Source organism: Marinomonas ostreistagni, assembly GCF_016461785.1.
Classification (GTDB): Bacteria; Pseudomonadota; Gammaproteobacteria; order Pseudomonadales; family Marinomonadaceae; genus Marinomonas; species Marinomonas ostreistagni_A.
The window spans coordinates 133,518-153,198 of sequence record NZ_JAEMUH010000009.1 but is presented as its reverse complement, the minus strand read 5'-3'; the positions used below and the strand labels follow the sequence as shown (position 1 = coordinate 153,198).

Genomic DNA, 19,681 nt, shown 5'->3' with positions numbered 1-19,681 from the left:
GACCCTATTGTGAAAATTTTAGTGGTAGATGATGCCTCGTTTACTCGTGACTTAATAAAACGTACCTTACGTAAACGTTTTCCCTCGGTCACAGTTGAAGAAGCAATCAATGGTCGCAAAGCACAGCAAATGCTAGAAAAAGTGACGTTTGATATGGTGCTTTGTGACTGGGAAATGCCTGAAATGACAGGTGTTGAGTTGCTACAATGGTGCCGAGAGCAGCCAAATTATAAGAAAGACACTTTGCCATTTGTGATGATTACCAGTCGAGGTGATAAGTCCCATGTGGTCGAAGCGGTACAGTCAGGTGTGACCGACTATCTCGGTAAACCATTCTCAGCAGACCAACTAATACAGAAAGTCCTGTCTGCAGCAAAACGCAATGGCATTGAAAAAAAACTTGGCGCCCCAGCAAAAGCACCTGTGACAAGCTCGGGAGGTGTTGCTTCTGGCTCACTGGATGTTTTGATGGCGGGAAACGCTTCTGCTAAGGCTGCTCCGACGCCTAAGATTACTAACCCAGAGGCATCCTCCAAAGACGTTAAAATCCCAACTAAGGTACGCTTTGCGGGTAAAGAGTTCCGTTGTATGGTGGTGCATTTTGCCAAAGACGAAGCCACTATGTTGATCAAGAGTGACGATGTGATTCCCACTGTTTTGGATCAAGCCGTCCTAGACCTATCCCATGATAAGCAAGTAAACCGTTTGAATTATTATGTTCAGTCGGTAGCGACCACAGAAAAGAAAGCCGATTCTGCCTTCCTAACCGTTACCCTATCTTTGATTGATCAGGACGCTGAGAAAGAAGCCTTTATAAATCGCTTATTTCAGTCTTTATAAGCCCCAATAGAAGATCCCATATCCAGCCGCGCCCAGAAATAATAAGGTGCGGCTGATTTCACATTAAGATTGAGACGGTTGTTCCGCTGCAGCTGTGTTGTGATTGTCTGGGACGTCACTAGCGACCGTTGCGAGTAACGCTTCTTGACGAACACGATCTGTTGGGAAATGACAAGAGAATGTGCTGCCTGTACCTGGCTGACTGCGGATTTGCAGTTTGGCATTGTGGTGTATTAGCACATGCTTGACGATAGCAAGCCCCAGTCCAGTGCCTCCTGTGCCCGAACCTCGTCCCTTATCAACTCGGAAGAAGCGCTCTGTCAATCGAGGAATGTGGCGCGGGTCAATACCAAGCCCTTGGTCATCGACTGAAAAAATGCCACTGAATTCATTTTGCGTCCACTGTACTTGAATGTCGCCCCCTTCAGGAGAGTACTTAATAGCGTTGAAGACGAGGTTTGAAAACGCACTGTAAAGCTCGTTGTACGCGCCATAGATATAGCTGTTTTCAGGAATATCAAAACTCAGTTTATGGCTGTCAGAAAGCGTTGGTAATGCGGTTTTCTTAATAGTCTCACACAAGTCTTCAAGCTTTAGCCATTGATGGGCTTCTCGCTTATCGTTGGTCTCTAACCGAGAGAGCAGCAATAGGTCTTCAATTAGATGCTCCATACGCAGTGACTGATCGCTCATATTCACGATACCACGCTGCATGGATTGCGGCAGGCTATCTTTAAACATCGATAATGTTTCAAGGTAGCCTTTGATAACCGTTAAAGGTGTTTTCAGCTCATGTGAGGCGTTGGCGACAAAGTCTTTTCGCATCTGCTCCAGTAGGTGCAAACGTGTCACATCTCGTACGAAAATCAGGTGATCGTTTTGATCATACAGTGTGGTTTGTACTTCAAGGTACACCCCTTCTTTCGATGGCGACTTCATGACTAAAGGCTCGCCAAAGCGCTTTTGCGTGAAGTACTTGAAGAAGTCTGGGTTACGCAGAATGTTGGTAATCGGCTGCCCTCGGTCTACAGGGCGTTGCAAACCTAATAGCAAGCCAGCGGAGTTATTCCACCATTCGAGATTGCCATTACTATCGGCCATGATAACGCCTTCTTTCAGCGCGGCAGTCGAGTTTTCAATTCGATTGAGCGCTTGACGCATGCGACGTTTAGATTTGCGTTGTTTCTTTTGCAGGCGGTAGACCGCATCAAATATTTCCCCCCAGATGCCAGTAGCTTCAGGAGGTGCTGCTTTACCGGAGCGGCGCAGCCAAGAATGAAATTGATACAACTGGTACAACTGCCAATACAGTGTACCCAGTGTATAAATCAATGCGAGTGCGAGAATGTGGCCCAGTACGAAACCGATGGTAATGACAGCCATCAGTCCAATAATCCATGTAATGAAAGCTCGTTGCCAAGTTCGCTTCATAAAACCTTATGCCGTACGTTTTGCCGAAAAACGGTAACCTGTTCCACGGACTGTTTGAATTAAAAAGTCATGGGTTTCACCAATCGCTTTGCGTAAGCGACGGATATGCACATCAACGGTACGCTCTTCAACATAGACATTTCCCCCCCAGACCTGATCAAGCAGCTGAGCGCGAGAATAAGCTCGCTCTTGATGAGTCATAAGGAATTTAAGTAAACGGTATTCCGTTGGACCCATCTCAATAGGGGTTGAGCCAATAGAGACGCGTTGACTAATAGGGTCTAGGTGTAGCCCCTCTACCTCGATTGGATCGTCGACACCCTGCGGCGTGGCACGACGCAAAACCGCTTTTAGGCGTGCAACCAATTCTCTTGGTGAAAATGGTTTGGTGATATAATCATCCGCACCGACTTCTAGACCTTGGATTTTGTTATCTTCTTCGCTTTTAGCGGTTAACATAATCACTGGAATTTCTGCCGTTGTGGAGTCTTTTTTCAAACGGCGTGTCAGTTCGACGCCACTGCCTCCAGGCATCATCCAGTCAACTAATACCAAATCAGGACGATGATCTACGATCATTTCATGCGCCTGTTGGCTATTTTCAGCTTCCATGTATTCATAGCCTGCCATTTCCAGCGCGACGGCAATCATCTCGCGGATTGGTGCTTCATCATCAATTATCAGTACTTTTTTACCGGTCACAGGACATACCCTCATCTCAGGAACGGTAGATATTAAAGCGGCTAAATATGACAGCTGTGTTAAATTGTCACATCATTGCCATATTCACAGGTAATAGCTTAGTAATATTCCCGCAAATATACAGCCACCAACCCGATTGTTATCCAAAAAAGATTTAAAACACGCTTGTCGATCACGGTTCTTTGCTTGTTGATATTGCTGGTAAAATAGCCAAACAGCTACTAATAAGCTGATAAAATATATTATGTTTAAATGCGCTAGTATGCCAACCCACATCAACAGAGATAAGGTTAACCCCTGCAAAACGATGATTACCAACAAATCAAACTGACCAAAGAGAATAGCGGTGGATTTAATGCCAATTTTTATGTCATCAGGACGATCGGTCATTGCGTAATAGGTATCATAGGCAATGGTCCAAAAGCTATTTGCTACGAACAGCATCCACAGCTCTGGGTCCAGGAGACTGCCTCCTTGAGCGCTGTACGCCATCGGAATTGCCCAAGAGAAGGCTAACCCTAAGAACACTTGAGGCAGGTGTGTATAACGCTTCATAAAAGGGTAAAGCGCAGCTAAAAAGAGCCCTACAAATGAAAGTAATACCGTTTTCCAGTCCGTTAGCAGCACTAAGATAAAGCTTAGGACTGATAGTCCTGCAAACAGTAATAGGGCCTCTTTTTCTGATACTCGTCCGGAGGGCAATGGACGATTCTTCGTTCGGTCAACGAACCCATCCACTTTGCGATCAGCAAAATCATTAATGACACAACCGGCGGAACGCATACTGAAAACACCTAGAACAAAAATGACAACAAGATGCCAATCTGGCCAGCCATCAGCAGCGAGCCATAAGGCCCATAATGTAGGCCACATCAGCAGTAATGAACCAATGGGCCGATTGAAACGTGTTAATTCAGCGTAATCTTTAATTTTACTCATAGGGGCATTATTGTTGCGGTGATTAAAGTTGTCCAGCCATTTTGGTAGCGCGGCTAATAGCAGGGTAGAAGGCTTCATTGACCAAAATACCGGGACCATATTCAATGAATACTGAGCGTCGAGCCCATAATGCCTCATTACTATTTTGAATCAAGCCAGCGGGTAGTTTAACAACTTCAGTCGTACTGCGTCGAAGTGCTCTGGATTTGTACACGTAGCCACCTAGAGGCTGATTACCTAAGTATGGCAGAAAGCGCCATGAGCCTTTCATTGAGCGAGCGGGGATAATGGATCGAGCGTAAAGCATCGGCTCATTATCTAAATACAGTACTACGGTTCGAACACGAGCAGTTTCACGAGATTTGAGTCGTAGGCGTAACTGCTCTCTAGGCGTGGGCGTTTGCCAACTGTCCTCCAGCACATCCACTCTTAACTGGCCAGCCTGCCTAAGCTTTGCCGTGATCGAGAAGCGTGTGATCAGCCAAGGTAATATATCTTTAGGAATACTGGTTCGACGGACCTGATTAATGCTGTGCCATTGGTAGTCGAGTTGTTTAATTTTCTTGAAGTCTAGCAGGTTCATTTAGATCCGCTTATTAAATCTACCATCTTAGACAATTCGCTGGATGAGCTAATCACTTTGTGATGAGATTGTTTGGCATCTGAAGCAGATAACCCGAGAGTAGACAGTAGTGACTCGTCAGGCTCTTGATCATTGAAAAGCTGGTGACACAACTGGAGTAATTGAGCCAACTTACTGAATGGACCATCATAGTCTTCGGTCCTGCTGTAGCGGACAGCAGTATAAATACTTTCAGGAAGTCCCCAGTGCTTTAACAACCAAGCGCCTAATTGCTCTTTCGTGAAGTGAAGCGTTTGCATCTCGATGATGTCAGATGGCAGGTGCGCGTTGGCTTCAATATAACGAGACAGTATACCGAAGTGTGGTGGTAGTACGACCGCAATGGCCAAGTAGCCAAAGTTATGCAATAAACCAGATAAGTAGGCATGACCTAAGCGCGGGCGATCTGATTGCATTTTACGGACTAACTCTTCCATAAGTACCGCATGTGATACGGAGCTAAACCAAAAATCCTCATAGTGTCGCGGGCCATTTTTAGGCAGTTGCAAAGCGCTTCCCATGGACAAACCGAGCGCCAAGTTCATCACCATATCAAAACCAAGAACGCGAATAATCGCTTCCTCAACGGATTCAATTTCACCGCGTACACCGTAATAAGGCGAAGAGGCCCAGCTAATGACTTGCGCGGATAAGGACGGGTCTAAACTGATCACATCACATAAATCATCAGTGCCAGCATGCTCATTGGAGCACAATTGAATAATTCGATGAGAAGAAGCAGGAAGAGGTGGAATCTCTAAGGTTTCCTCTAAGCGTTGCTTCAGTCTCATAGATTGAAATTTACCAAGAGCAGTCTGCATTTGTTGTGCATCTTGGTCTATATCATGAACCGGCTTATCAATACTAGAAAGAGGAATCGCAATGTTTTCATAGCGCGCAAGAGGGCCCTGAAATCGCGAACAAAACTCTTCTTGAGTAAATTCTTTATAGCTGTGTTGAGCACTAGTACGAAGCTCTATGATGTCGTGACTTAATAAAGACGAATCAATAATGGTTGAGCAGGCATTGGGTTTTACGAGAGGGTCGCCTTCAATATTGTAGTTCGCGATTGGGTCAAATCTACGTTTCGTCAAACGCGACAACGACGCCATATCCAGCATGCTGTCATACGGAAAAATGACCTGTAACTTTCCTGTGTGATCGGCTAAATGAACGATCCTTACTCGAGTTCGACTCGGCTGTTCAATGGCTTGCTCAGACACTCTACATCCCCATAGAATTGTTCAACTATATTAGTGCATGATTATGAAAACGAAAAAAGCCCCTTAAGGGGCTTTTTTAGTATTGTTTGAGCAAAATAGCAAACTTTAATGGTTCAAAATTTGGCTTAAGAACAATTGTGTACGGTCATGCTGCGGGTTTTCAAAGAACTCATGTGGCGTATTCGCCTCTACGATTTCTCCTGCATCCATGAATACCACACGGTCGGCAACGGTTTTTGCAAAGCCCATTTCGTGCGTCACACACACCATGGTCATGCCTTCGTCTGCCAATTGAATCATTACATCCAATACTTCTTTGATCATTTCAGGGTCAAGAGCCGATGTTGGCTCATCAAATAGCATAATGCGTGGTTTCATACACAAACCACGAGCGATCGCTACACGCTGCTGCTGACCACCAGAAAGCTGACCTGGATACTTTAAAGCTTGGTTAGCAATTTTTACACGCTCCAAGTAATGCATTGCCATGGCTTCCGCTTCTTTCTTAGGCATTTTACGAACCCAGATTGGCGCAAGTGTCAGGTTTTCAAGGATGGTCAAGTGCGGGAACAAGTTAAAGTGCTGGAACACCATGCCCACGTCTTTACGAATCGCCTCAATGTTTTTAAGGTTATCGTTCATCTCGATACCATCGACCAAGATTTGGCCCTTTTGGTGTTCTTCAAGACGGTTGATACAACGAGTCATCGTTGACTTACCGGAACCTGATGGTCCACAGACAACGATACGCTCACCTTTTTTAACGCTGAAGTTGATGTTTTTCAGTACGTGAAATTCACCGTACCATTTGTTTACATCGCTAAATTGAATGATTGCTTCTTCGCCCGGCTCAAGTTGGGCAAGTGCCATATTTTGTTCTGTCATGTGTAAAGGCCTCAAATTCTCTTATTAATTCCGCTTGTGTCCGGTATCTAACTTACGCTCAACCGCCATAGAGTAGCGGGACATACCGAAGCAGATAGCCCAATATACAAAGCCTGCGAAGGCATAACCTTCTGTCGTTGTTCCTAACCAGTTGGCATCGTGGTTTGCCATCTGAATGATGCCTAAGAAGTCGAACATACCTACGATGTAAACCAGCGTGGTGTCTTTAAATAGACCGATGAAAGTGTTCACAATACCTGGGATAACCAGCTTCAATGCTTGCGGCAAAATGACCAAAATCATTGACTGCCAGTAGGTAAGCCCCATTGCATCAGCGGCCTCGTACTGGCCTTTTGGAATGGCCTGTAGACCACCACGAATTACCTCAGCCATGTAGGCTGCAGAGAACAAGGTAATACCGATTAGAACACGTAGCAGCTTGTTAAAGTTCATGCCGTCTGGCAGGAACAGCGGAATCATCACCGATGCCATGAACAAGATTGTGATCAAAGGAACGGCACGAATGGTCTCGATAAAGATGACACAAACAGATTTCGCTACCGGCATTTTAGACTGGCGACCTAGCGCCAAAATAATACCCAGTGGGAAAGATGCTACGATACCAATGATACCCAGTAGCATGGTCAAGAATAGACCGCCCCAAAGCGACGTTTCTACCACTTCTAAGCCCAATATTCCGCCCGCAAACAAGAAGTAGGCGATGATCGGGTAGACCACGATGATAGCAATCGACAGCAATAGCTTATTGATCGCTTTGATGGCAAACATGCCCACCAGAACCACCAGTAAAATTGCCGCTACATTGACACGCCAATATTCCGTCGCTGGATACAGACCATACATGAACTGGTCGAAGCGAACTCTAATGAATGCCCAACAAGCGCCACCAGCAGTACAAGCGGCTTTCGATGTGCCTTCCCATGTTGCGTTAAAAATCGCCCACTCTAGAGCAGGGGGAATTAACAAATAAAGAATGTAAAAGCTGAAGAACGTTAAAAAGATGTTCAGCGGTGAAGAGAAAAAGTTTTTACGAACCCAAGCGACCGGACCGACAGCATTACTCGGTGGTGGTAGGCTAGGAGAAGGTTTAAATTCAATCGCCATGTGTGCCCCCTTATCGCTCAATTAATGACATTTTCTTGTTGTACCAGTTCATAAAGACTGAAATGGACAAACTTAAAGAACCGTAAACCAACATACATAAACCAATGGTCTCAATAGCCTGACCGGTTTGGTTCAATGTGGTACCCATAACAACGGCTACTAGCTCTGGGTAGGCAATGGCTGCACCCAAAGATGAGTTCTTTGCAAGGTTTAAATATTGGCTGGTTAGCGGTGGAATGATAACGCGTAGTGCCTGTGGCAATACGATCAAACGCTGTGTTAAGCCATCAGGTAAGCCCAACGAACGCGATGCTTCCGTCTGTCCCCAGTTCACCGACAAAATACCCGCACGTACGATTTCAGCAATGAACGCGCCAGTGTACGTAGATAAAGCGACTAGCACAGCAACAAACTCAGGTACCAGTACCATACCGCCTGTTACGTTAAAACGGCTTTTCGTTGGGGCATCAAATTCTACTGGAGACCCAGCAAGGAAGTAGAACACAACTGTGCCAACAATAATGATCGCCAGCGATGTCCAATAGGCAGGGAACCAAACGCCAGTTTGCTTTTGGCGTTTTTTAGCCCAAACGATTAGGGCAATGGCAGCCATGACACACGCTAGGAAGCCAAAGATGACGATACCAAATCCGTCTTGTGCAATCGGTTCTGGTGAGTAAATGCCACGTTTGTTTAGGAAGAAATTACCAAAAATTAAGCTGTCGCGTGGGTGTGGCAAGGTTGCTAGTACAGCAAAGTACCAGAAGAACATTTGTAACAGTAACGGGATGTTACGCAATGTTTCGATATAAACCGTTGCTAAACGTGCAACCAGCCAGTTATTGGACAATCGTGCTAAGCCCATGATTACACCAATGATGGTCGCAAGGATAATCCCCATCAAAGATATTAGAGTGGTGTTAATCAAAGCAACAACAAAGGCACGTCCGTAAGTGTTGGCCTCAGTGTATTCAATAAGGTGGATTAGAATTGGGAAGCCAGCTGGTTCGTTTAAAAAGGCGAAACCAGTCGAAATCCCTTGATTTTCAAGGTTCGCTTGAAGGTTATGGAATAAGTAATAACCCACAGCGACCACAGCAATTAGGAGCACAGCTTGAAACAGCATGGCGCGGTTGCCAGCATCGTTCAAGAAGCTCGTATTCGTCGTTGTTTTTTCGCTCATCTTGGTTCAGGCAATGAAATGCTCGTCAGATGTAAAATCGGAAGGGGGTACCCAGCGGCATCCACCGCTGGGTTTAATCCCTGGTAGGTAAGGGATGGATACGTATTAACGTACTGGTGGCGCGTATAGAACGCCGCCTTCAGTCCATAGGTTGTTCACGCCACGTGGTAGACCTACAGGAGTGTTAGGACCAACGTTACGCTCGAACACTTCACCATAGTTACCTACTTCAGCGATGATGTTGTAAGCCCAGTCAGCGTTTAGACCTAGTGCTTCACCCATGTTACCTTCAGCGCCTAGTAGACGACGGATACCTGGGTCAGTTGACTCAGATTTGATTTTAGCAACGTTCTTAGAAGAGATGCCCATTTCTTCAGCGTTAATTTGAACGAATAGCGCCCAAGTAACGATGTCTTTCCATTGGTTGTCGCCGTGACGAACAACAGGCCCCAGCGGCTCTTTAGAGATCGTTTCTGGAAGAATAACGTGTGCAGCTGGATCAGACAGCTTAGAGCGGTGAGCAGCTAGACCTGATTTATCAGTAGTGAATACGTCACAACGACCAGATGCGTAAGCAGCAAGTGCTTCGTCCGCTTTCTGTACGATTACTGGAACGTACGAAAGCTGGTGCTTACGGAAGAAGTCAGCCATGTTCAATTCAGTTGTTGTACCTTGCTCAGTACAAACTGTTGCACCGTCAAGCTCCATTGCAGAAGACACACCTAGATCTTTACGCACCATGAAACCTTGGCCGTCGTAGAAGTTTGTCGTAGTGAAGTCTAAACCTAGAGACGTATCACGAGTGTAAGTCCAAGTCGTGTTACGTGATAAAACATCGATTTCGCCTGATTGTAGAGCAGTGAAACGCTCTTTAGCAGAAAGTGGTGTGAATTTTACTTTTTGCGCGTCGCCGAAGATTGCAGCAGCCGTTGCACGACATGCGTCAACGTCGATCCCTGTCCAGTTACCTGCATCATCCGCGTTTGAAAATCCTGGAACACCTTGGCTCACGCCACACTGCACAAAGCCTTTTGCTTTTACGTCATCCAATGTTGCTGCTGCAGCACCGGTACTGATCGTTGCCGCTACGGCTGCGGTGGTTAGAATTTTTCCAACGTTCGATTTCATGATTTTGCCTCCAGGCGTTTTGTTACTAGTTGTTATGTTTGCAAAGTAGAATCCGTTAAGATTCGGATAATTCACTTTCGAAAATATCTAAAGCAATTTGCTTGCCAACATTTTTTAATTGTTTTTGTTGTTTCTCTAGTCTAGTGCAATCTACTGAGTTAGCACGGAACTACCTTATAGAATTACTGTTTGCCCCCTCTCGTCAAGCCGAAACCACTGCTTTTATGCGTTTTTTTTCCTCTTTTGTATATTTTCGATAACATAAATGCTATTTGTGCAATGCTCTTAATAGCTTTTAGTTATTGTGTTTCGGTGTGGTGCGTTTTTTTGCAAAAGCGCACTCTAATAAAGCAAAAATCGCCTAGTTTCTGGTGGATAAACAAACAAAATGACGCATTTGGTTATTTTTTGGTGCTATTTGATGCTCATTGTTATTATTTGGTGCGAAGAATCTATTAAAACTGACTATATGGTTCATTTTAGCTTATTTTTCCTTAGGTATTTGCCACGTGATAGAATCGAGTTAAATTAGATGTCAGTTATCTTCGGAGAGTCGTATAAATGGAAACGTCTGCAAAGCCTTTAGATAGATTGGATAAGAAGATCCTACGTGAGCTTCAAATAAACGGACGTTTGTCGAATGTAGAACTTGCTAGCCGCGTTGGCTTAAGTGCCACACCTTGTTTAGAGCGTGTGCGACGTCTAGAGCGCAATGGTTACATTACCGGCTACTGTGCGTTGGTTGATCCACGAAAAGTCGATGCAGGTTTATTAGTATTTGTTGAGATCCGTCTAAAAGCCACTTCACCAGAAGGTTTCAATGAGTTTAAAGAAGCCGTTGCTGAGATACCTGAAGTGCTAGAATGTCATTTGATTGCTGGTGATTTCGAGTACTTACTCAAAGCTCGTGTATCGAACATGGACGCTTACCGTCACTTATTAGGTGAAACATTATTAACCTTACCTCATGTTCGTGAGTCACGAACTTATGTCGCCATGGAAGAGGTCAAGAACACCACGGTTGTCAAAATCCCATAAGTGGTTTGACTATTTACTAAGAAAAGTACGTCAACCACGCTTTCTGTAGTCATGAGTAAAAGCGTGGTTGAGTGATAAGAGGTCAAAAGCAATTTAGTTTAGCTTTAACCCCGCGCTTAACTTTTTTAGTAGCTTTGGCCCCATTCCTTTTAGTTTGAGTAAGCTCTCCCACGTTTTATGTGGCCGCTTATCAACGATTTCGATTGCCAGTTTCTTAGGCATTCCCTTAACGCTAGACAGTTCTTCAAGACTGCTTTTATTGATACTTGTAAGCACTGGCTTCTGTTTCTTTTTTGTCTTCACTGATTTTGTTGGCTTTGGCTGTTTAGGGTGCTTAGTGGTGATCGCAGGGGATTCCAAACGATCATTGTCCTTTTTATTGGGGGGTACGGTATCTGGTTTTGCTTCAGATGGGGAGAAATCTGCCACAATAACGTTGCTCATGGGCAGTGGACTTGGTGTCTCGGGTTCTTGGGGGACGTAGTAAGTTTGATCGAAAAGCTGGCGTGATTGCAAAGCGAACTGATTGCCATCCCATTCTTTTAGCTCTAGGGCCAGTGTCCATATTCCTGCGTATGGCTTATTAAATACTAGGTCATAAACGCAGTGTTCAAGAAAGTGTTGTCCCGTAATTTGACCTATGGTGGTACTGGCGAGCACTGTCTCTCGACCGTCACTTGAGTAGCCGTGAAGCTCAATGGATAAGGTACCACTTAAATTGTCTAGTGAGCGCTGATTGGCGATTTGATCAATGCTGATCATAATTCGGTCTTGTTTAATGCGGTAGCCGAAGCCACCGATAAGCGTCAGTTCATTTGCCGGTTCGATGGATGATGCTAAAGCAGACACGATGATTCCCCTATGTTTCCTTTACAAAGATGTCGTAATAGAGCGTATGTTCGGAGCAGGATATGACAAGCAGGTTAAAAACTAAACAATATTTCGTCGTGTTATTGCGCTTAGACATTTAAATATTGTTGGTGCTTTGGTAACCATCGAGAAAGTAGGGGAGAAACATGCTCAGGGTACTCTTGATAGAGTTTCGCGGCGGCTTGTTGCACCTGACTTAATAGGGCTTTATCCCGTTGTAAGTCAGCCACTTTGAATTCCAACAAACCAGTTTGGCGAGCGCCAAGTAGCTCGCCTGGTCCACGCAGTTCTAGGTCTTTCTCTGCGATTTTAAAACCGTCTGTGGTTTCACGCATGGTGGACAGGCGCGCTTTACTTTGTTGGCCAAGCGGTGCGTGGTACAACAACACACAATGACTGGCTGCCTGACCACGTCCGACACGACCGCGCAGCTGATGTAATTGTGCTAAGCCAAGCCGCTCGGGGTTTTCGATCACCATCAGGCTGGCGTTTGGAACATCAACACCGACTTCAATGACCGTGGTTGCAACTAAGAGCTGAATCTCGCCCGCTTTGAAACGAGCCATAATATCCGCCTTTTCCTGAGCTTTTAGTCGTCCATGTACCAAACCAATAGAGAGGCTGGTAAGGTGCTCTTGTAACAAGATGGCCGTATCTTCGGCGGCTTGGCATTGAAGTGCTTCAGATTCTTCGATAAGGGTACATACCCAATAGACTTGTTTGCCTTCTTCACAGGCGTGACGCACACGTTGAATAACTTCATCCCGCCTTTGGTCAGAAACGACAATGGTATTCACCGGGGTTCGTCCTGGTGGCAGCTCATCAATGATGGAACAATCCAAGTCTGCATAGGCAGACATGGCCAATGTTCTCGGAATAGGGGTTGCGGTCATGATCAGTTGATGGGGCTGGAAACCCGCTTGTAAACCTTTTTCGCGCAATGCCATACGTTGATGCACACCAAAGCGATGCTGTTCATCAATGATGGCCAGAGCTAAGCCTTTGAATGACACGGTTTCTTGGAATAGCGCGTGAGTGCCGACGACGATGCCTGCGCTGCCTGAGGCAATCCGTTCAAGCTCCGTCTCACGCTGCTTGCCTTTGAGCTTGCCAATCATCCAAGCCACCTCAATACCAAGCGGCTCAAACCATTGCTTAAAGTTTAGGTAGTGTTGTTCTGCGAGGATTTCTGTCGGTGCCATAACAGCGACTTGGTACCCTTGTTGAACAACTGCCGCTGCTGCCATGGCAGCCACTAGAGTTTTCCCTGAACCCACGTCTCCTTGTACTAGGCGCAGCATGGGGTGTCCTGTGCCGAGATCCTGAAGAATTTCTTGGCTGACACGCTGTTGTGCACCGGTGGGAGAAAAGGGCAGTTCAGCCAGTAGCCGGTCGACCAGTTGACCAGGCTCTGGTACTACAATCGCCCGATCATGCTTAGCCATTTGGCGTTTGCCGATCAACGATAATTGGTGCGCCATTAACTCTTCGAAAGATAAGCGATACTGGGCTGGGTGTGCACCGCGCTTCAATTGTTCTAAATCGGTGCCACGAGTGGGGTGATGCAAAAAGTGAATGGCGTCCGCTAAGGGCGGCAGACTGAACTGCTGGCGTATGCTGTCTGGTAGCCACTCGCGCAGGTTATAAGGGGTTAAACGCTCTAGGGCTTGTTCACAAATCTGGCGAATCTTAGTCTGCGTTATTCCCTCGGTAAGCGGGTATATCGGAGTAAGCTGGTCAGTACCTTCAAGGGAGTCATCGTCTGAAAGCACCGTATATTCAGGGTGGTATATTTCAAACCCTGTACTGCCTCGGCGAATTTCGCCAAAGCAGCGCACACGCCCAGATTGCTCTAGTTGTTTTTTTTGCGCTGCATTGAAATGAAAAAAGCGCAGGCAAAGTGAGCCTGAGTGATCTCGCAAACGACAAATCAAACTGCGTCGTTTGCCCATTTTGATTTCACAGCCGCTCACTTCACCTTCGATCACGGCTTCATCGCCGAAGCGTAGTTGCCCGATGGGTACGACGCGAGTGCGATCCTGGTAACGAATTGGCAAATGAAACAAAGCATCTTGGACAGTATGAATGTGGAGCTTAGCGAGCTTTTCAGCCATGGCTGCCCCCACTCCTTTTAGTTCTTTGATATCTTGTGTTTCAAGTGTGTCAATCATGTCTGTCCAACGTTAATCTAGGTTAAGCTTTTGGCACGCTTCTTTGATTGATTGGCTCAGTGACTCGATGGCTTTAGGGCGTGGGAAACTCGCACGCCACGCTAAGGCCACGGTCCTTTTAGGAGCAGGGGATTTGAATGGGCGCACTGCCAATATTTGCTCATCTAAATGCGTTACCGCGGATTTTGGTAACACGGTGACGCCTAGGCCGGAGGAAACCATATAACGAATTGTTTCGAGCGAACTGCCGTTAACAATGGTATGGCCTTCGTTCAGCTCGTTCTCGCCGACGATTGGACAGGCTTCCATCACCTGATCACTGAAACAATGGCCTTTGCCCAGCAGCAGTAAGTTATCGGTGGTGAGCTGATCAGTGATAATGTGCTCCAATTGAGTCCATGGGTGATCTTTAGGCATTAACACAACGAACTCTTCTTCATAAATGGGGCGAGTCACGACGTCTGGCTCACGGAATGGTAGTGCGACGATGATGGCATCTAATTCACCATTGCGTAACTTTGGACGTAAATTCTCAGTTAGATCTTCTTCAATCAGTAGCGGCATGCCTTCGGCAATGCGCTTTAACTCAGGAATCATGGAAGGAAATAGATAAGGAGCAATGGTGTAAATAGCACCAACTTTTAATGGCCCCTTAAGTTGGTTTTTTCCTGACGAAGCCACTTCCTTGATCATATTTGCTTGTTCTAAGACACGACGTGCTTGGGCGATGATCTGTTCGCCTATAGGGGTAATGTAAACGGAGCTTTTGCTACGCTCAAATATGGCCGCACCAAGTTCGTCTTCTAGTTTCTTAACCGCAACACTTAATGTTGGTTGAGAAACGTGACAACGTTCTGCTGCGCGGCCAAAATGTTTCTCTTCTGCTAGCATCACGATGTATTTGAGTTCTGTTAGCGTCATAGTTATTACCCCTTTGATTGGTATTAACTATGATAATACATAATTTGATAAAGTGTACTGCTTCTGGAAAGATGCGTTTTATTTGCAATGATTGAGGATGTCATGACAAAGATTTTAGTGGCGGGCTGTGGTGACTTAGGACAAGGTGTTGCGCAGTACTTTGTAAAGAAACAGGCTCAGGTTATTGGTATTCGTCGTTCTGGTACTGTCTTTCCAGAAGGGGTGCGTGGCATTACCCATGATTTGCTCACATTGCCTGCTGAGCAATGGCCCGATGCGGATTTGCTGTATTTGATTATGACGCCTCAAGGTCGTAATGCAGACGCTTACCATGCAGCCTATGTTATGACCGCTGCTGCAGTGGTGACGGCGTACCAAGGTAGACGTCAGCCAAACGTGATCTTTGTTTCAAGTACCAGTGTTTACGGGCAAAACAGCGGCGAGTGGGTGGATGACCAGACGCACGCAGTGGCCGAATCGGAAACGGCTGGCAAGCTGCTCGAAGCGGAAAATCTATTGGTTTCAAACCTTCCGACGGTTGCGGTGCGTTGCTCGGGCATTTATGGCCCTGGTCGTTTCCGTTTATTGCAAGGTGTACAGCGAAAGGAGGCTTGGGGAGCGAATCAATGGACCAATCGCATTCATCGTGATGATGTGGTGTCCGCACTGTGTTTGTTGGGGGAACGAGCATTAGCAGAAGAGTCGCTACCAGCACATATCATTGCCAGTGATGGCCAACCGACGTCCATGTGGGAGGTCAAATTATGGTTGGCAGAGCGATTGCAGGTATCGACCCCGCTGGGTGAAACCATCAACCGTGCAGATTATTTGCCTGCTCGTGGTAAACGTATTGTGCCGAACGCTTTACTGGCATTAGGTTGGACACCGAAATATTCATCTTATGTAGCGGGTTATGAAAGTATGATGGCCGCTTACCATGAGAGGCTCGATTGAAGGGAGGAATAAGCCTTGATCGAACCACAAAAAAAGGCGCTTGAGGTTATCCCAAACGCCTTTCTCTTTTACTAGGTAGCAGAAGATTAGTCTTCTAGAACCATCACGCCTTCGATTTCTACAGCAACGTCTTTTGGTAGCGCACGAACGCCAAGCGCTGCGCGAGCTGGGTAAGGTTGTTCGAAGAACTGAGTCATCACTTCGTTAACCGTGGCGAAGTTGCCAAGATCTGTCATGTAGATGTTTAGCTTAACGATGTCTTTTAAAGCACCGCCTGCCGCTTCACAAACCGCTTGAAGGTTTTTGAAAACCTGAGTGGTTTGCTCTGCAACGTCTTCACTGACGATTTCCATTGTCGCTGGAACCAATGGGATTTGGCCTGAAAGGTACACTGTGTTGCCAGCGCGAACCGCTTGAGAGTATGGGCCGATTGCTGCAGGTGCGTTTTCAGAGAAAATCACTTGTTTTGCCATGTTAAGTATCCTTATTGAGTTAATCGAATAGGGGTGGGACGCATTAACGTCCCACCAGCGTTTCGCGGGTGACTTTTTCCACACAGCGAACCGCTTTAATACGACGCATCACATCGGCCAAGCCAACACGACTTGAGATCGCGATGTTTAAGCGTAAACGAGAAATCTTGCCGCGCTCGATAATATCTAGATTCGATACTTGGAAGTCGGTATCTGTGATAGAGCTGGCAATCTTAGCCACCGCACCGCGCTCATTCACATAAGAGACGATTAAGCTCACATTTAGCTCCTCCTCAATCTCTTTGCTCCAAGTCATACGAATATAGCGTTCTGGGTTAGACAGGTGGTCCTGAATATTCGGGCAGTTTTGGTGGTGAATAATGATACCTTTCTCAACCTGAACATACCCTACAATAGGGTCACCTGGGATGGGTGAACAGCACTTAGCGTAGGATATTAACATGCCCTCAGAGCCGTTCACTTTGAAAGATTTAGGGGTTGTTAGCTCATCTTCATTAAAGTTAGGGAACAACTGACGAGCGACTACATAACCGACATGTCGGCCTTTACCAATCGACTCTAATAAGTCGTCCATACTTTCCAGTTGATAATGCTCTAAAACAACTTGTACTTGTTCCTGCGTTAGCTCTTCTATAGTGCTATTAAACGCATTTAAAGAGCGTGTAAGAAGGCGGTATCCAAACGAAATGGCATTTTCACGCTGTTTGGTTTTGAGGTAATGACGAATATTCGTGCGAGCTTTACCAGTAATCGCAAAACTTAGCCATGCAACGTTAGGTTGGGCGCTTTTCGCCGTAATAATCTCTACTGTCTGGCCACTTTCTAGTTGCGTACTGAGTGGCGCGAGACGACGGTTAATACGACAAGAAATACACGTATTACCAATTTCTGTGTGTACGCCATACGCGAAGTCGACAGGCGTTGCTCCAGACGGTAATTCAATAATTTGACCCTTAGGTGTGAAGACATAGACTTCATCAGGGAATAAATCACTCTTAACGTTGTCGATGAACTCCATTGGGTTATGCGCTTTTTCTTGAATCTCAAGTAAGCTTTTTACCCATTTTGTGGCGCGTTCGTGGTTTGTCTGTGATATACCAGACTGCCCATTGGATTTGTAAGACCAATGGGCAGCAATACCGTTAATCGCAACCACGTCCATTTCTTGAGTACGGATTTGTACTTCCAATGGTAAGCCATTGTTGCCTAGCACAGTCGTATGTAATGACTGATAACCATTCGACTTCGGTACAGCAATATAATCTTTAAAGCGACCTTCGATCGGCTTAAATAGTGCGTGGACCACACCTAAAATACGATAGCAGCTGTCTTGTCGATCAGTGACAATGCGAACGCCCATCACATCCATGATTTCTTCTAGCGAGCGTCGCTTTTTCTTCATCTTTTGATAGATGCTGTAAGTGTGCTTCTCGCGAATACTGATGGATGAATCGATATAGTCCGCTGCCAACTCCGAGCGAATAAAGTCCTCAAGCTTTTGCATGGCTTTTTCGCGTTGACCGTAACGCTTGTTGATCGCGCGTTTTAGCATGCGCGAGCGCATTGGGTAGTATGCTTCGAAGGCGAGGGATTCTAGATCGACTTTGACATCGTACATACCAAGTCGATTGGCGATTGGTGCGTAGATATCTAGGGTTTCTCGAGCGATGCGGCGCTTTTTGTGGCCGGGCATGGCGTCGAGTGTACGCATGTTATGTAAGCGGTCCGCTAACTTGACCATGATGACGCGAATGTCATCGGCCATGGCCATGGCCATTTTTTGGAAGTTATGCGCTTGTTTCTCAAGCTGACTGTTGAACTCAAGGTGTGTCAGTTTACTTACACCGTCAACTAAACCAGCAACGCCTTCGCCGAATTGCTCGGCTAAAGATTCACGTGAGATACCCGTGTCTTCAATCACGTCATGCAACAAAGCCGCCGTGAGTCCTTCGCAATCCATACGCAGATCAGCAAGGATAAAAGCCACAGCTAAAGGGTGAGTAACATAATGCTCACCGCTTTTACGCTTTTGGCCATCGTGGGCTTGTTCTGCGTAGTAATACGCTCTCTTGACGGTTGCCACTTGCTCGTAGGGCAAGTATTGGCTAAGCGTTTCCGCTAATTGTTCAATAGTCGACATCGCTCACCTCACATCAGGAAAAGCTAAACCAGAAAATCGTGTGCTGAGCGATGCATACCATACAGATTAGAACTCAGTCGTAGGCTTGTTTTGGAAGTCGACGTTTTTTGCGTTGATTAGATCTTCTGCGATTTCACGCAATGCCACAACGGTCATTTTGTCTTCTTCTAGTGGTACTTTTGCGTCTGCACCACCTGTTGCAAGCTGGCGAGCACGCTTCGCTGCTACCATTACTAGTTCAAAACGGTTGTCTACGTTTTCTAGACAATCTTCAACTGTCACTCGAGCCATGTTAGACCTCTATATAGGGTAAGGATTGATCACTAATTAGTGTGGTTGATTTTACTTAAGGGGCAGTCTCTATGACAAGAGATCATTGATCAGATCGCTATGAATATCTTGGATTAATGATGTTCGTGCGCGATTAGCAACAAAAATAGCCTTAAGTTGAGACAGGGCAAGCTCAAAATCATCATTAATGATGACGTATTCATATTCATCGTAATGTGACATTTCGCTGACGGCTTTGGACATTCGTCGTGCGATCACATCCGTGGCATCAGTGCCACGCCCCGTTAAACGCTCTTCCAGTGCTGACAAGGATGGCGGTAGAATAAAAATGCCAATCGCATCAGGGTACTGTTCACGTACTTGTCGAGCACCTTGCCAATCAATTTCTAAAATGACATCAAGACCTTGGTTCAAGGTGTCAAAAATGGCTTGTTTTGAAGTGCCATAGTAGTTGTCAAACACCTGCGCATGCTCAAAAAAGGCATCTTCAGCGATCATATCTAGAAAACTGTCCACGTCTACAAAAAAGTATTCTCGGCCATGTTCTTCACCGGTGCGAGGTGCGCGAGTGGTATGAGAAACAGAAATACGAACCTGAGAATCTGCCTGTAGCAATGCTTTGTACAGCGAAGATTTGCCGGCACCAGAAGGTGCGGAGAGGATATATAAATTGCCTTTTTGTTTTGTCATGACCCTACCTTGCTGAGCAAGATGTTGTTTGAAA

The 19,681-nt window shown here is 45.9% G+C and carries 19 protein-coding genes; 3 read left to right on the top strand and 16 right to left on the bottom strand.

Going from position 1 to position 19,681, the window contains the following annotated elements; genetic code table 11:
• The first annotated feature begins 9 nt into the window (after positions 1-9).
• Entirely contained in the window at positions 10-840 is an 831-nt protein-coding gene (locus JHD44_RS10975) for a response regulator (RefSeq protein ID WP_325097090.1), read from the top strand.
• Between the two features lie 63 nt (positions 841-903).
• Here the strand turns inward: JHD44_RS10975 and phoR are convergent, their stop codons facing one another.
• From phoR to JHD44_RS10930, 9 genes are all read right to left on the bottom strand, one after another.
• Positions 904-2,271 carry a phosphate regulon sensor histidine kinase PhoR gene (gene phoR, locus JHD44_RS10970; RefSeq protein WP_199462790.1) on the bottom strand — a complete coding sequence of 456 codons (1,368 nt, stop codon included), beginning with the start codon at positions 2,269-2,271 and terminating at the stop codon, positions 904-906.
• A gap of 6 nt (positions 2,272-2,277) precedes the next feature.
• Positions 2,278-2,973, bottom strand: a complete 696-nt coding sequence (phoB, locus tag JHD44_RS10965; protein ID WP_199462789.1) for a phosphate regulon transcriptional regulator PhoB — start codon at positions 2,971-2,973, stop codon at positions 2,278-2,280.
• A gap of 84 nt (positions 2,974-3,057) precedes the next feature.
• Complete coding sequence (gene ubiA, locus JHD44_RS10960) at positions 3,058-3,912, bottom strand: 4-hydroxybenzoate octaprenyltransferase (RefSeq protein WP_199462788.1); 855 nt, start codon at positions 3,910-3,912, stop codon at positions 3,058-3,060.
• A gap of 22 nt (positions 3,913-3,934) precedes the next feature.
• Positions 3,935-4,495: a chorismate--pyruvate lyase family protein gene (locus JHD44_RS10955; RefSeq protein ID WP_199462787.1), complete on the bottom strand. Its 561-nt coding sequence runs from the start codon at positions 4,493-4,495 to the stop codon at positions 3,935-3,937.
• Positions 4,492-5,757 (bottom strand): HDOD domain-containing protein, encoded by a 1,266-nt coding sequence (locus JHD44_RS10950; RefSeq protein WP_325097087.1) that lies wholly within the window; start codon positions 5,755-5,757, stop codon positions 4,492-4,494. Before JHD44_RS10950 ends, JHD44_RS10955 begins: the two co-directional genes overlap by 4 nt.
• 105 nt (positions 5,758-5,862) lie before the next feature.
• Positions 5,863-6,642 (bottom strand): amino acid ABC transporter ATP-binding protein, encoded by a 780-nt coding sequence (locus tag JHD44_RS10945; protein WP_325097086.1) that lies wholly within the window; start codon positions 6,640-6,642, stop codon positions 5,863-5,865.
• A gap of 24 nt (positions 6,643-6,666) precedes the next feature.
• Positions 6,667-7,767 carry an amino acid ABC transporter permease gene (locus tag JHD44_RS10940; protein ID WP_199462786.1) on the bottom strand — a complete coding sequence of 367 codons (1,101 nt, stop codon included), beginning with the start codon at positions 7,765-7,767 and terminating at the stop codon, positions 6,667-6,669.
• Between the two features lie 10 nt (positions 7,768-7,777).
• Positions 7,778-8,950: an amino acid ABC transporter permease gene (locus JHD44_RS10935; protein WP_199462785.1), complete on the bottom strand. Its 1,173-nt coding sequence runs from the start codon at positions 8,948-8,950 to the stop codon at positions 7,778-7,780.
• A gap of 105 nt (positions 8,951-9,055) precedes the next feature.
• Complete coding sequence (locus JHD44_RS10930; RefSeq protein ID WP_133561675.1) at positions 9,056-10,078, bottom strand: amino acid ABC transporter substrate-binding protein; 1,023 nt, start codon at positions 10,076-10,078, stop codon at positions 9,056-9,058.
• Positions 10,079-10,639: 561 nt separating this feature from the next.
• On the opposite strand from JHD44_RS10930, the gene lrp reads away from it, so the two are divergent.
• The gene (gene lrp / locus JHD44_RS10925) at positions 10,640-11,116 is read left to right on the top strand and encodes a leucine-responsive transcriptional regulator Lrp (protein WP_133561677.1); all 477 of its coding nucleotides are present in this window, start codon (positions 10,640-10,642) and stop codon (positions 11,114-11,116) included.
• Between the two features lie 93 nt (positions 11,117-11,209).
• Here the strand turns inward: lrp and JHD44_RS19120 are convergent, their stop codons facing one another.
• From JHD44_RS19120 to JHD44_RS10910, 3 genes are all read right to left on the bottom strand, one after another.
• Positions 11,210-11,965, bottom strand: a complete 756-nt coding sequence (locus tag JHD44_RS19120) for a ComEA family DNA-binding protein (protein ID WP_199462784.1) — start codon at positions 11,963-11,965, stop codon at positions 11,210-11,212.
• 110 nt (positions 11,966-12,075) lie between these two features.
• Positions 12,076-14,157 carry an ATP-dependent DNA helicase RecG gene (gene recG, locus JHD44_RS10915; RefSeq protein WP_199462783.1) on the bottom strand — a complete coding sequence of 694 codons (2,082 nt, stop codon included), beginning with the start codon at positions 14,155-14,157 and terminating at the stop codon, positions 12,076-12,078.
• Between the two features lie 12 nt (positions 14,158-14,169).
• The gene (locus JHD44_RS10910; protein ID WP_199462782.1) at positions 14,170-15,078 is read right to left on the bottom strand and encodes a hydrogen peroxide-inducible genes activator; all 909 of its coding nucleotides are present in this window, start codon (positions 15,076-15,078) and stop codon (positions 14,170-14,172) included.
• A gap of 102 nt (positions 15,079-15,180) precedes the next feature.
• On the opposite strand from JHD44_RS10910, the gene JHD44_RS10905 reads away from it, so the two are divergent.
• On the top strand, positions 15,181-16,032 hold the full coding sequence (locus tag JHD44_RS10905; RefSeq protein WP_199462781.1) for an epimerase: 852 nt from the start codon (positions 15,181-15,183) through the stop codon (positions 16,030-16,032).
• Positions 16,033-16,118: 86 nt separating this feature from the next.
• Here the strand turns inward: JHD44_RS10905 and JHD44_RS10900 are convergent, their stop codons facing one another.
• The 4 genes from JHD44_RS10900 to gmk all read right to left on the bottom strand — a co-directional run bounded on the left by JHD44_RS10900 (position 16,119) and on the right by gmk (position 19,647).
• Positions 16,119-16,505 carry a RidA family protein gene (locus JHD44_RS10900; RefSeq protein ID WP_199462780.1) on the bottom strand — a complete coding sequence of 129 codons (387 nt, stop codon included), beginning with the start codon at positions 16,503-16,505 and terminating at the stop codon, positions 16,119-16,121.
• Positions 16,506-16,548: 43 nt separating this feature from the next.
• Entirely contained in the window at positions 16,549-18,666 is a 2,118-nt protein-coding gene (locus JHD44_RS10895; protein WP_199462779.1) for a RelA/SpoT family protein, read from the bottom strand.
• A 66-nt stretch (positions 18,667-18,732) separates the two neighbouring features.
• Positions 18,733-18,957: a DNA-directed RNA polymerase subunit omega gene (rpoZ, locus tag JHD44_RS10890; RefSeq protein ID WP_199462778.1), complete on the bottom strand. Its 225-nt coding sequence runs from the start codon at positions 18,955-18,957 to the stop codon at positions 18,733-18,735.
• A 69-nt stretch (positions 18,958-19,026) separates the two neighbouring features.
• On the bottom strand, positions 19,027-19,647 hold the full coding sequence (gmk, locus tag JHD44_RS10885) for a guanylate kinase (protein ID WP_199462777.1): 621 nt from the start codon (positions 19,645-19,647) through the stop codon (positions 19,027-19,029).
• Positions 19,648-19,681: the final 34 nt, after the last annotated feature.

Excerpts from the sequence above, each read along its gene's own strand:
- phoR (WP_199462790.1), bottom strand. The coding sequence starts at position 2,271 with ATGAAGCGAACTTGGCAACGAGCTTTCATTACATGGATTATTGGACTG.
- ubiA (WP_199462788.1), bottom strand. The coding sequence starts at position 3,912 with ATGAGTAAAATTAAAGATTACGCTGAATTAACACGTTTCAATCGGCCC.
- JHD44_RS10955 (WP_199462787.1), bottom strand. The coding sequence starts at position 4,495 with ATGAACCTGCTAGACTTCAAGAAAATTAAACAACTCGACTACCAATGG.
- JHD44_RS10945 (WP_325097086.1), bottom strand. The coding sequence starts at position 6,642 with ATGACAGAACAAAATATGGCACTTGCCCAACTTGAGCCGGGCGAAGAA.
- JHD44_RS10940 (WP_199462786.1), bottom strand. The coding sequence starts at position 7,767 with ATGGCGATTGAATTTAAACCTTCTCCTAGCCTACCACCACCGAGTAAT.
- JHD44_RS10935 (WP_199462785.1), bottom strand. The coding sequence starts at position 8,950 with ATGAGCGAAAAAACAACGACGAATACGAGCTTCTTGAACGATGCTGGC.
- JHD44_RS10930 (WP_133561675.1), bottom strand. The coding sequence starts at position 10,078 with ATGAAATCGAACGTTGGAAAAATTCTAACCACCGCAGCCGTAGCGGCA.
- lrp (WP_133561677.1), top strand. The coding sequence starts at position 10,640 with ATGGAAACGTCTGCAAAGCCTTTAGATAGATTGGATAAGAAGATCCTA.
- recG (WP_199462783.1), bottom strand. The coding sequence starts at position 14,157 with ATGATTGACACACTTGAAACACAAGATATCAAAGAACTAAAAGGAGTG.
- JHD44_RS10910 (WP_199462782.1), bottom strand. The coding sequence starts at position 15,078 with ATGACGCTAACAGAACTCAAATACATCGTGATGCTAGCAGAAGAGAAA.
- JHD44_RS10905 (WP_199462781.1), top strand. The coding sequence starts at position 15,181 with ATGACAAAGATTTTAGTGGCGGGCTGTGGTGACTTAGGACAAGGTGTT.
- JHD44_RS10900 (WP_199462780.1), bottom strand. The coding sequence starts at position 16,505 with ATGGCAAAACAAGTGATTTTCTCTGAAAACGCACCTGCAGCAATCGGC.
- JHD44_RS10895 (WP_199462779.1), bottom strand. The coding sequence starts at position 18,666 with ATGTCGACTATTGAACAATTAGCGGAAACGCTTAGCCAATACTTGCCC.
- rpoZ (WP_199462778.1), bottom strand. The coding sequence starts at position 18,957 with ATGGCTCGAGTGACAGTTGAAGATTGTCTAGAAAACGTAGACAACCGT.
- gmk (WP_199462777.1), bottom strand. The coding sequence starts at position 19,647 with ATGACAAAACAAAAAGGCAATTTATATATCCTCTCCGCACCTTCTGGT.